This window comes from Paraburkholderia sp. BR13444 (assembly GCF_040948755.1).
GTDB classification, from domain to species: Bacteria; Pseudomonadota; Gammaproteobacteria; order Burkholderiales; family Burkholderiaceae; genus Paraburkholderia; species Paraburkholderia youngii.
Genome location: NZ_JBFPKM010000008.1, coordinates 35,977 through 48,260, shown reverse-complemented (window position 1 = coordinate 48,260; position 12,284 = coordinate 35,977). Strand labels below are relative to the sequence as shown.

10 protein-coding genes are annotated in these 12,284 nt (G+C 64.9%); all 10 read left to right on the top strand.

Going from position 1 to position 12,284, the window contains the following annotated elements:
* Window positions 1-22: 22 nt before the first annotated feature.
* Window positions 23-1,840: a bifunctional isocitrate dehydrogenase kinase/phosphatase gene (aceK, locus tag AB3X95_RS22490; protein ID WP_176368322.1), complete on the top strand. Its 1,818-nt coding sequence runs from the start codon at window positions 23-25 to the stop codon at window positions 1,838-1,840.
* A gap of 72 nt (window positions 1,841-1,912) precedes the next feature.
* Window positions 1,913-3,121: an acetyl-CoA C-acetyltransferase gene (locus AB3X95_RS22485; protein ID WP_368622593.1), complete on the top strand. Its 1,209-nt coding sequence runs from the start codon at window positions 1,913-1,915 to the stop codon at window positions 3,119-3,121.
* A 27-nt stretch (window positions 3,122-3,148) separates the two neighbouring features.
* Window positions 3,149-3,826 (top strand): SDR family oxidoreductase, encoded by a 678-nt coding sequence (locus tag AB3X95_RS22480; RefSeq protein ID WP_176109713.1) that lies wholly within the window; start codon window positions 3,149-3,151, stop codon window positions 3,824-3,826.
* Window positions 3,827-3,859: 33 nt separating this feature from the next.
* Window positions 3,860-4,990, top strand: coding sequence for an acyl-CoA dehydrogenase family protein (locus AB3X95_RS22475; protein ID WP_368622592.1), 1,131 nt, complete (start codon window positions 3,860-3,862; stop codon window positions 4,988-4,990).
* Between the two features lie 7 nt (window positions 4,991-4,997).
* A complete protein-coding gene (locus tag AB3X95_RS22470) occupies window positions 4,998-5,453 on the top strand; it encodes a YchJ family protein (protein ID WP_368622591.1) in 456 nt (151 codons plus the stop codon).
* 613 nt (window positions 5,454-6,066) lie between these two features.
* Window positions 6,067-7,374, top strand: coding sequence for a dienelactone hydrolase family protein (locus AB3X95_RS22465; protein ID WP_368622590.1), 1,308 nt, complete (start codon window positions 6,067-6,069; stop codon window positions 7,372-7,374).
* A gap of 447 nt (window positions 7,375-7,821) precedes the next feature.
* A complete protein-coding gene (bioA, locus tag AB3X95_RS22460) occupies window positions 7,822-9,183 on the top strand; it encodes an adenosylmethionine--8-amino-7-oxononanoate transaminase (RefSeq protein ID WP_368622589.1) in 1,362 nt (453 codons plus the stop codon).
* On the top strand, window positions 9,183-10,367 hold the full coding sequence (gene bioF / locus AB3X95_RS22455) for an 8-amino-7-oxononanoate synthase (protein WP_368622588.1): 1,185 nt from the start codon (window positions 9,183-9,185) through the stop codon (window positions 10,365-10,367). Before bioA ends, bioF begins: the two co-directional genes overlap by 1 nt.
* Window positions 10,364-11,104 carry a dethiobiotin synthase gene (gene bioD / locus AB3X95_RS22450; protein ID WP_176368314.1) on the top strand — a complete coding sequence of 247 codons (741 nt, stop codon included), beginning with the start codon at window positions 10,364-10,366 and terminating at the stop codon, window positions 11,102-11,104. Before bioF ends, bioD begins: the two co-directional genes overlap by 4 nt.
* Window positions 11,105-11,156: 52 nt before the next feature.
* Window positions 11,157-12,257, top strand: a complete 1,101-nt coding sequence (gene bioB, locus AB3X95_RS22445; RefSeq protein ID WP_176122276.1) for a biotin synthase BioB — start codon at window positions 11,157-11,159, stop codon at window positions 12,255-12,257.
* Window positions 12,258-12,284: the final 27 nt, after the last annotated feature.

Below are 12,284 nucleotides of genomic sequence, written 5' to 3'. Positions count from 1 at the left end.
CGGCGTTTGCGGAGCGCGCGTGATGAATCACTTCCCCAAACTGTTATCGTCGCAAATCGGTTTCGACGTCGCGCAGACGATGCTCGAAGGGTTCGACCGTCACTACCGGATCTTTCGCGACGCGGCGATCCATGCGAAGACGCTGTTCGAAGCCGGCGACTGGCACGGCCTGCAAAAGCTCGCGCGCGACCGCATCGCGTCGTACGACGATCGCGTGCAGGAATGCGTGCACCTGCTCGAAGACGAGTACGACGCGGAGAACATCGACAGCGAAGTGTGGCAGCAGATCAAGCTGCACTACATTGGTCTTCTGACCACGCACCGTCAGCCCGAGTGCGCGGAAACCTTTTTTAATTCGGTTTCCTGCAAGATCCTGCATCGCTCGTACTTCAACAACGATTTCATTTTCGTGCGCCCGGCGATTTCGACCGAATACATCGAGAACGACGAACCGGCCGCGAAGCCGACCTATCGCGCGTATTACCCCGGTACGGACGGACTCGCCGCGACGCTGGAGCGGGTCGTCACGAACTTCCAGCTCGATCCGCCGTTCGAGGATCTGACGCGCGACGTCGCCTGTGTGGTGCAGTCGATTCGCGAAGCGTTCGGCGTGTTCGACGAAGCGCCGAATTTCCAGATTCACGTGCTGTCGTCGCTGTTTTATCGCAACAAGGCTGCGTACATCGTCGGGCGCATCATCAACGGCGACGCGCTGCTGCCGTTCGCGGTGCCGCTGCGTCACGTGAAACCGGGCGTGCTCGCCTTGGACACCGTGCTGCTCAAGCGCGAGCAGTTGCTGATCATCTTCAGCTTCTCGCACTCGTATTTTCTGGTCGACATGGAAGTGCCGTCCGCGTATGTCGAGTTTCTGCGCACGGTGATGCCGGCCAAGCCGAAGGCGGAGATCTATACGTCGGTGGGCCTGCAGAAGCAGGGCAAGAATCTGTTCTATCGCGATCTGCTGCATCACCTCAAGCATTCGAGCGACCGCTTCATCGTCGCGCCCGGCATCAAGGGGCTCGTGATGCTGGTGTTCACGTTGCCGTCGTTCCCCTACGTGTTCAAGCTGATCAAGGACAACTTTCCGCCGCCGAAGGAAACCACGCGAGCGCAGATCCAGCAGAAGTATCTGCTCGTCAAACGTCACGACCGGCTCGGCCGCATGGCCGACACGCTCGAATATTCGAGCGTCGCGCTGCCGCTCGCGCGGCTCGACGAAACGCTGTTGCGCGAACTCGAGAAGGAAGTGCCGTCGCTGATCGAATACGACGGCGAGAACCTCGTGATTCGCCACATGTACATCGAGCGACGCATGATCCCGCTCAATCTGTTCTTGCAGAACGGCAACGACGACGACATCGAGCACGGCATCAAGGAATACGGCAACGCGGTGAAGGAGCTGATCCAGGCGAACATCTTCCCCGGCGACATGCTGTACAAGAACTTCGGCGTGACGCGCCACGGCCGTGTCGTGTTCTACGACTACGACGAGATCGAGTACCTGACCGACTGCAACGTGCGCGCGGTGCCGGCGCCGCGCAACGAGGAAGACGAAATGTCGGACGAGCCGTGGTACCCGGTCGGTCCGCACGATATTTTCCCGGAGACGTACGGCACCTTCCTGCTCGGCGATCCACGCGTGCGCCGCTCGTTCATGCGGCATCACGCGGATCTCTTCGAGCCCGAATTGTGGCAGCGATACAAGGATTTTCTATTGAAGGGCGAGTTGCCCGATTTTTTCCCGTACGACCAGAGCGTGCGCTTCTGCGTGCGTTATCCGGAGCGGTTCGCCGAAACAACCGATGCAGAGGCGAACGAGCCGAATGTGCGCGTGGCTTGATGAATCTCACGAGGGTTCACAGCAGGCCGCGCGCGGCGGTAGCCATCCAAGCTATGACCAAGGAGCTCAAACATGAGTGACGCATTTCAAAGTGGTATCCATGCCGATCCGATCGTGATCGTCAGCGCGGCGCGCACGCCGATGGCCGGCTTTCAGGGCGACTTCGCGTCGCTGAGCGCGCCACAACTCGGCGCGGTCGCGATCAAGGCGGCCGTCGAGCGCGCGGGTCTGAAGCCCGAGCAGATCGACGAAGCGGTGATGGGCTGCGTGCTGCCCGCCGGCCTCGGCCAGGCGCCCGCGCGCCAGGCCGCGCTCGGCGCGGGTCTGCCGCTCGCCACAGGCTGCACGACGGTCAACAAGATGTGCGGCTCCGGCATGCGCGCGGCGATGTTCGCGCACGACATGCTGGCCGCGGGCTCGCTCGACGTGATCGTCGCGGGCGGCATGGAAAGCATGACGAACGCGCCGTATCTGTTGCCGAAAGCGCGCGGCGGCATGCGCATGGGCCACGGTCAGGTGCTCGACCACATGTTCTACGACGGCCTTGAAGACGCGTACGACAAAGGCCGTCTGATGGGCACGTTCGCCGAGGAATGCGCGGCGTCGTTCGACTTCACGCGCGAGGCGCAGGACGCCTTCGCGGTCGAGTCGCTGAACCGCGCGAAACGCGCGAACGAGGACGGCTCGTTCGACTGGGAAATCGCGCCGGTTACGGTGGCGGCTCGCAAGGGCGACGTCACGATCGCGCGCGACGAGCAGCCGTTCAAGGCCAACCTCGACAAGATCCCCACGCTGAAGCCCGCGTTCAGCAAGACCGGCACCGTGACGGCGGCGAACTCGTCGTCGATTTCGGACGGCGCGGCCGCGCTCGTGATGATGCGCGAGTCGACTGCGAAGCGGCTCGGCGTGACACCGCTCGCGCGCGTCGTCGGTCATTCGACGTTCGCGCAGGAGCCCGCGAAGTTCACGACCGCGCCGGTCGGCGCGATCCGCGAGCTGTTCGAGAAGAACGGCTGGCGCGCCGGCGACGTCGATCTGTACGAGATCAACGAAGCGTTCGCGGTCGTCACGATGGCCGCGATGAAAGAGCACGATTTGCCGCACAACAAGGTCAACGTGAACGGCGGAGCATGCGCGTTGGGCCATCCGATCGGCGCCTCGGGCGCGCGCATTCTGGTTACGCTCATCGGCGCGCTGAAGAATCGCGGTCTGAAGCGCGGCGTCGCGTCGCTGTGCATCGGCGGCGGCGAGGCGACCGCGATGGGTATCGAACTGATCTGAAGCGTTGACCAAACTTCGAGGAATACGATGAAAACAGTGTTGATCGTCGGTGCGTCGCGTGGCATCGGCCAGGAATTCGTGCGGCAGTACAAAAAGAGCGGCTGGCGCGTGCTTGCGACCGCGCGGGACGGCGCCGCGCTCGACGCACTCAACGAGCTCGGTGCCGAAACCTTCATGCTCGACGTCACCGCGCCCGAAGAGATCGCGGCGCTCGGCTGGAAGCTCGACGGCGAACGGCTCGACGTCGCGATCGTGGTGTCGGGCGTGTACGGTCCGCGCACCGAAGGGATCGAGACGATCACCGCCGAGGACTTCGATCACGTGATGCATACGAACGTGCGCGGCCCGATGCAGCTGCTGCCGATCCTGCTGCCGCTCGTCGAGGAAACGGACGGCGTGCTCGCGGTGATTTCGAGCCGCATGGGCAGCATCGCCGATGCGAGTGGCACGACGGGCTGGCTGTATCGCACCAGCAAGGCGGCGCTGAACGCCGTGCTGAAGCTCGCGTCGCTCGACGCGCAACGCGCGACCTGCGTGTCGCTGCATCCCGGCTGGGTGCGCACCGACATGGGTGGCGCGCAGGCCGCGCTCGATCCGGCGCGCAGCGTCGCGGGCATGCGCGAGGTGCTGGCGCAGGCGGCGGCATCGCGCGACGCGTTCCACGGCCGCTTCGTTCAGCACGACGGTACGCAGCTCGACTGGTAGACAACCAGGTTGCATCGGATCGGAGACACACTCATGGTGCTTGACCAGGATCACCTGATGGTGCGCGACGCGCTGCGCACCTTCGTGCGCGAAGCGATCACGCCGTACGCGGCGCAATGGGATCGCGAGCGCACCTTTCCGCGCGACGTGCACCGGCAGCTCGCCGAACTCGGCGCCTATGGCGTGCTGGTACCCGACGCGTATGGCGGCGCCGGCATGGACGCGCTCGCGCTCGCGCTGATCCTCGAAGAAATCGCGGCCGGTGACGGCGGCACGTCGACCGCGATCTCGGTGAACAACTGCCCCGTGTGCAGCATCCTGCTCACCTATGGCAACGACGCGCAGAAGCGCGACTGGCTCACGCCCCTCGCGCGCGGCGAGATGCTCGGCGCGTTCTGCCTGACCGAGCCGCAAGCGGGCTCGGATGCGTCGGCGCTGCGCACTACCGCGACGCGCGATGGCGACGCGTACGTGATGAACGGCGTCAAGCAGTTCATTACGAGCGGCAAGAACGGCGACGTCGCGATCGTAATGGCCGTCACCGATAGGACCGCCGGCAAACGCGGCATCAGCGCGTTCATCGTGCCCACCAGCACGCCGGGCTACGTAGTCGCGCGTGTCGAAGACAAGCTCGGTCAGCATTCGTCAGACACCGCGCAGATCGTGTTCGAGGACTGCCGTGTGCCGGCCGCGAACCGGATTGGCGCGGAAGGCGAAGGCTACCGGATCGCGTTGTCAGGGCTCGAAGGCGGGCGCATCGGCATCGCTGCGCAAAGCGTCGGCATGGCGCGCGCCGCGTTCGAAGCGGCGCTGACTTACGCAAAAGAACGCGAGAGCTTCGGCGCGCCGCTGTTCTCGCACCAGGCGGTGCAGTTCCGTCTGGCCGACATGGCCACGCAACTCGAAGCCGCGCGTCAATTGATCTGGCACGCTGCGTCGCTGAAAGACGCGGGCCGACCGTGCCTGACCGAAGCCGCGATGGCAAAACTGTTCGCTTCCGAAGCAGCCGAGCGCATCTGCTCGGCCGCGTTGCAGATTCACGGCGGCTACGGTTATCTGAGCGACTTCCCGGTCGAGCGGATTTACCGTGACGTGCGCGTGTGCCAGATCTACGAAGGCACGAGCGATATCCAGAAGATCCTGATCGCTCGCGCGCTCAACTGAAATTTCAATGAATAAGCCATTGTTGTCACCGCAAAGACCTGTCGACTGTCCATGCGGCGGCGCCGTGCCCGCCGCACGCGGAGGCGCCGCGACCAAGGCCCCGCGTTTCGCACAATGCTGCGGCCGCTATATCGACGGCGGCGAAGCGGCGCCGCGCGCGCTCGAACTGATGCGCTCGCGCTATAGCGCGTACGTGCTGGGCGCAACCGACTACCTGCGCGCGACGTGGGACCCCCGCACCTGCCCCGCCGATCTCGACGTCGATCCCACCGCACCCGACGCGCCTCGTTGGCTCGGACTGCAGATCAAAGCGTTCGCCGAAAGCGATGCCGATCACGCGACCGTCGAATTCATCGCCCGCTACAAAGTGGGGGGACGTGCGCATCGGCTGCATGAATTGAGCCGCTTCCTGCGTGGCGATGATGGTCGCTGGCGTTATGTAGACGGAGACGTCAATGAGTAGCAGGCGCGGATTAAGTGATCGCTGCATTACGCGTCGAGGCTTTCTCATGCCTGCCTCTCGCTCTCGACAAAATTCATAAAAGCCCTCGGATCGGGCTTTTTTTCGTTCCACGCGCGCAGGCTCCTTCGTTGGCCTCGCGCCACAGCACTTACACGACCTTTAGTCGCCGCTTCCCGCCACATGTCCCCGGCCCTTGCCTGGCAAGGCTTTGAGGCCTTATTCGCAGACGCAGCAATTTTTTCGTCGCGGGTTCTCCTTGATTGCACAAAACAAAATTGTCGTGCCAGGATGAGTCCGTAGTTTCATGACGTCACATTGCGAGAGCGGGTCACACCAGTTCCGCAACATGCAAAGGAAGCCTGACTGGCCGCTGATAGTAAGCGCGCCGCGCGGGCTCCGGCAGCATCGAGTGACGCTCATCCTCGGCGCGTGGGGTCGCGTCGGCCGTTGGGTTCATCCCGTGCGATCTCGATTTGCGTGCGTGCGCTTTGCGCACTACGCACGCTAGTGAGTCTGTTTGTGTCGAAAACGCGAACGAAAGCTGAACGTCAGCAGCGTTTTTGGCCACCGGACAGCACGGAGTTCAGGACAGGTCTTTCAAGCAGGTGCGTCAATGGTGTTGAGCAAGGTTCTGACGAAGTGTGCGGCGGTCTGCGCCGCGGCCACGTGTGCGGTCACGATTGCGCACGCCGATCCGCTCGCTTACTCTTCGCCTTCGGCACACAACGCGACACCGACCAGCGACACCCAGGGACCGCTGTCGCGCGCCCGCGTGCCGCGCCTCGCGCTCGACGACGACGTCTATCTGCCCACCGCTCACCTGAACGAAAAGATCATCCGCGTGCCGGTCGACGCCGCCGGCACTGTCACGCTCGAAACCACGATCTACAAGCCGGACGGCCGCGGCCCGTTCCCGATGATCGTGTTCAACCACGGCAAGATTCCGGGCGATCCGCGCACCCAGGAACGCAGCGACCCGCTGCCGTTCGCGCGCGAATTCGTGCGCCGCGGCTACGTGGTCGTCGCGCCAAACCGCCAGGGCTTCGGCCACTCGGACGGCGTGTACGAGCAGGACGGCTGCGACGTCCAACGCAATGGCCTCGGCCAGGCCGGCGACGTCGCCGCGACGATCGATTACATGTCGAAGCAGCCTTATGTCGACGCGACGCACATTGTGGTGGCCGGCACCTCGCATGGCGGTCTCGCGACGATTGCGTACGGCACCGAAGCGGCGCCCGGCGTGCGCGCGCTGATCAATTTCTCGGGCGGCCTGCGCCAGGACTCCTGCGAGGACTGGCAAGGCAATCTGACGCGCGCATTCGGCGCATACGGCGAGAAGACCACGGTACCGTCGCTGTGGCTCTATGGCGATAACGATTCGGTGTGGAACGCGCCGCTCGTCGCCGGCATGTACGCCGCGTATGGCGCGCATGGCGCGAGCGTGAAGATGGTCGACTTCGGCAAGTACAAGAACGACGCGCATCGGCTGGTCGGTGACCGCGACGGCGTGCGCGTCTGGTGGCCGGCCGTCGAAGCGTTCCTCGCGCGCGCCGGCATGCCGACGGCCGTGCAGTATCACGTCGCCGATCCGGCCGCGCCGCAGGCAACCGGCTTCGCCGCGCTCGACGCCGTCGACGCGGTGCCGTTCCTCGACAACGAAGGTCGCAATGGCTATCGCAACTTCCTGCACCAGTATCCGAGCCGCGCATTCGCGGTGTCGGATTCGGGCGCGTGGTCGTGGGCCGAGGGCGGCGACGATCCGATGTCGGTGGCGGTGGCGAATTGCCAGAAGCAGAGCTCCGATCCGTGCCGGCTGTATGCAGTCGATAACTCGGTCGTGTGGGGCAATCAGGGCTCGCAGACGGCGGATGCGGGTGATGCCGATGCGAATGGCCGGAAAGCGATTGCGAGCCGGGAGTGAAGTACGCATAGCATCTGGATTCGAGTTCGATTCCGACGTGTCGAAGGCCTGCTGATTCAGTAGGCCTTTTTGCATTCGGGCCGCCGTTGCACGATGACCGCAACGAGCGTTCGTGCCGCGCGCCCTGCGAACCACCTCTTCACCACAAATTCTCGCCAGTAATAGCCCATTACTTTGACGTCGCTATCTCCGTCGATTAGCGAGCTTTGATGCCGAAGTCGAACGAGCTGCGTCGAACAGCGGCAAACCTCGACGCCACGGCGAAAAACGCGCGTTTCGCAGCTGATGCGCGCGGCGAAATAAACCGCTAATCTCGACCCCGCGCGCTCGCCAAGGCTCGTTCCTCCGACCGGAATAGGTCTGCGGAAAAAACGGAAACGGCCTTTCAAAAAAGGCGTGAGACCGACCTCGCGCGTGCGTGGCATAAAAGCACCTCGGAGTACCTCTTTGGAAAATTCAGCAGCCCCCCGGGTCGCCCCTGAAGACTGGGTCGCCCGCAGCCTTCGCGCGGTATGGCATCCGTGCACGCAGATGAAGCATCACGAACGTCTGCCGCTGATCCCCGTCGCGCGCGGTCAAGGCGCATGGCTATACGATCGCGCGGGTCATCGCTATCTCGACGCGATCAGTTCGTGGTGGGTCAATCTGTTCGGTCACGCGAACCCGCGCATCAACGCGGCGCTGAAAGAGCAGCTCGATACGCTCGAACACGCGATGCTCGCCGGCTGCACGCATGAACCCGCCGTCGAGCTCGCCGAACGTCTGCACACGTTGACCGGCAACACGCTCGGCCACGCGTTCTTCGCGTCGGATGGCGCGTCGGCGGTCGAGATCGCGCTGAAGATGAGCTTTCATAGCTGGCGCAACCGGGGCTACGCGGACAAGCAGGAATTCGTCTGCGTTGCCAACAGCTACCACGGCGAGACGATCGGCGCGCTCGGCGTGACCGACGTCGCGCTATTCAAGGACGCGTACGATCCGCTGATTCGTCACGCGCACGTCGTCGCGTCGCCCGATGCACGGCTCGCGCAAGCGGGCGAGACCGCCGCCGACGTCGCGCGCCGCGCGCTCCACAACGTGCGCGCGCTGTTCGAGGCGCGCGCGAACCGCATCGCCGCGCTGATCGTCGAGCCGCTCGTGCAGTGCGCGGCCGGCATGGCGATGCACGACGCGTCGTACGTCGCCGGATTGCGCGCGCTGTGCGACCAGTACGGCGTGCATCTGATCGCCGACGAAATCGCGGTCGGCTGCGGCCGCACCGGCACGTTCTTCGCATGCGAGCAGGCAGGCGTGTGGCCCGACTTCCTGTGTCTGTCGAAAGGCATCAGCGGCGGCTATCTGCCGCTGTCGATCGTGCTGTCGCGCGACGAGATCTTCGCAGCCTTCTATCACGACGACACCGCACGCGGCTTCCTGCATTCGCACTCGTACACCGGCAATCCGCTCGCGTGCCGCGCCGCGCTCGCAACGCTCGATCTGTTCGCGAGCGACGACGTGCTCGCCACCAACGCCCGCAAATCGGCAAAGCTCGAGGCCGCGCTCGCGCCGCTCGCCGAGCGCGCGCAGGTGCGCAATCTGCGTCAGCGCGGCACGATCTTCGCGTTCGATGCGGCGATCGACGATCCCCAGCGAGCCAAAACGTTCTCGCGCCGCTTCTTCGAAAACGCGCTCCAACGCGAGCTATTGTTGCGCCCGATCGGCACCACCGTGTACCTGATGCCACCGTACATTCTCGACGACGAAGAACTCGCGCTGCTCGCCGCGCGCACACGCGACACCTTCGACGCCACGCTCGCGGAGGCCCGCTGATGCATCTGCTCGACACACTCGCCGAAGGCCTGAAGGAAATCGACGCGCGCGGCCTGCGCCGTCGCCGCCGCACCGCGGACACACCCTGCGCCGCGCACCTGACGGTCGACGGCCGTGAAATGATCGGCTTCGCGAGCAACGACTACCTGGGCCTCGCCGCGCATCCGCAGTTGATCGAGGCGATCGCCGAAGGCGCGCGGCTGTACGGCGCGGGCAGCGGCGGCTCGCATCTGCTCGGCGGTCATTCGCGCGCGCATGCGCAGTTGGAGGACGATCTCGCGGCATTCGCGGGCAGCTTCGTCGACGATGCCCGCGCGTTGTATTTCAGCACCGGCTATATGGCGAATCTCGCGACGCTGACCGCGCTCGCGGGCCGCGGCACGACGCTATTCTCCGATGCGCTCAATCATGCATCGCTGATCGACGGTGCGCGGCTGTCGCGCGCCGATGTGCAGATCTATCCGCACTGCGACATGGATGCGTTGAGCGCGATGCTCGAAGCGTCGGAGGCGGACGTCAAGGTGATCGTTTCCGACACGGTGTTCAGCATGGACGGCGACATCGCGCCGCTGCCGCGTTTGCTCGAACTCGCGGAGCGGCATGGCGCCTGGCTGATCGTCGACGACGCGCACGGCTTCGGCGTGCTCGGTCCGCAAGGCCGCGGCGCGATCGCGCAAGCCGCGCTGCGCTCGCCGCATCTGATCTCGATCGGCACGCTCGGCAAGGCGGCGGGCGTTTCCGGCGCCTTCGTGGTCGCGCACGCGACCGTGATCGAATGGCTCGTGCAGCGCGCGCGTCCGTATATCTTCACGACCGCGTCGGTGCCGGCGGCCGCGCATGCGGTGTCGGCGAGCCTGCGCATCATCGGCGGCGATGAAGGCGATGCGCGCCGCGCGCATCTGCAGCAACTGATCGAACGCACGCGCGCGATGCTGAAGGCGACGCCGTGGCTGCCCGTCGATTCGCATACGGCCGTTCAACCGCTGATCATCGGCGCGAACGATGCGACGCTCGAGATCGCCGCGTCGCTCGATCGCGCAGGGCTGTGGGTGCCCGCGATCCGTCCGCCGACCGTGCCGACCGGCACGTCGCGCCTGCGCATCTCGCTGTCGGCCGCGCACTCGCACGCGGATCTCGACCGGCTCGAAGCCGCGCTGCAACAAGTCGGCGCGCGCGCCGCATGAGCAACCCGAATAACGATGGCGGCGCACTGTCGCTGTTCGTCACCGGCACCGACACGGAAATCGGCAAGACCTTCGTGTCGTCGGCGCTATTGCGCGGCTTCGTGCGCGAAGGTCTGCAAGCGGCCGCGATGAAGCCGATCGCGGCGGGCGCGTTCGAAGTGAACGGCGTGCTGCACAACGAAGATGCGGATCAACTCGATGCCGCGTCGAGCGTGCTGCTGCCGCCCGCGATGCGCACGCCGTATCTGCTGAAGGAACCGGCTGCGCCGCACATCGCTGCGGCGCTGGAAAACGTCTCGTTCGATGTCGATCACATCGTCGCGTGCCATCGCGAAGCGCTGAAGCTCGCCGAGGTCGTCGTGGTCGAAGGTGTCGGCGGCTTTCGCGTGCCGTTGACCGCGACGCAGGACACCGCCGATCTCGCCGTCGCGCTGGGGCTGCCGGTAGTGCTGGTGGTCGGCATGCGGCTCGGCTGCATCAGCCATGCGCTGCTGAGCGCCGAAGCAATCGCCGCGCGCGGTCTCACGCTCGCGGGCTGGGTCGCGAATCGCATCGACCCGGATATGAGCTTCCCCGACGAAAACATCGCGTCGATTCGCACGCATCTCGCGCAAGCGTATGACGCGCCGCTGCTCGGTATCGTGCCGCATATCAGCCCGCTGTCGCCGGAACTTGCGGCCGAACAGCTCGATATTCGACGGCTTCTGCAAACGCTGCGCCAATTGCGCGCGACATAGCGCTGCCCAGCAGCGCCGAACCCCATTTCATCCGTACACGAGGATCGATCACATGACACAACTGAACATCGCAGCGGGCAACGCCGACACGAGCGCCGCCAACGGCAATCCGACTGCCGCCGCTACTGAAGCGAAGCCGCTCGCGCGCTGGCGCGTCGCGGATATCGTCGCGTTGTACGAATTGCCGTTCAACGACCTGCTGTTTCGCGCGCAGCAAACGCATCGCGAACATTTCGACGCGAACGCCGTGCAACTGTCGACGCTGCTGTCGATCAAGACCGGCGGCTGCGAAGAGGATTGCGCGTACTGTCCGCAATCGGTGCATCACGACACCGGTCTCGCGGCCGACAAGCTGATGCCGGTCGACGAAGTGCTCGCCGCGGCGAAACTCGCAAAGGACAACGGCGCGACGCGCTTCTGCATGGGCGCCGCGTGGCGCAATCCGAAGGACCGCCACCTCGAGCCGATCAAGGACATGATCCGCGGCGTGAAGGCGATGGGCCTCGAAACCTGCGTGACGCTCGGCATGCTCGAAACGCACCAGGCACAAGCGCTGCGTGATGCGGGCCTCGACTACTACAACCACAACCTCGATACGTCGCCGGAGTTCTACGGCCAGATCATTTCGACGCGCACCTATCAGGATCGGCTCGACACGCTCGAACGCGTGCGCGACGCGGGGATCAACGTGTGCTGCGGCGGCATCGTCGGCATGGGCGAATCGCGCCGCGAACGCGCGGGGCTGATCGCGCAGCTCGCAAACATGGAGCCGTATCCGGAATCGGTGCCGATCAACAATCTGGTGCAGGTGCAAGGCACGCCGCTGACCGGCACCGAACCGATCGACCCGTTCGAATTCGTGCGCACGATCGCGGTTGCGCGCATCACGATGCCGCGCGCGATGGTGCGTCTATCGGCCGGCCGCGAACAGATGGACGAGGCGTTGCAGGCGATGTGCTTCCTCGCGGGCGCGAATTCGATCTTTTACGGCGATCAGTTGCTGACCACGAGCAACCCGCAGGCGGAAGCGGACCGCAAGCTGCTCGCGCGTCTGGGCATTCGCGCTGAGGCTGCGCTGCAAATGCCAGTTGAGCAGAGTGAGTGCGAGCGAGGATGTGCGCATGGGCATGGGGATCACGGCGCGGCGAATTGAGTCGCGGAGTCGCTGCATCGGTAACTC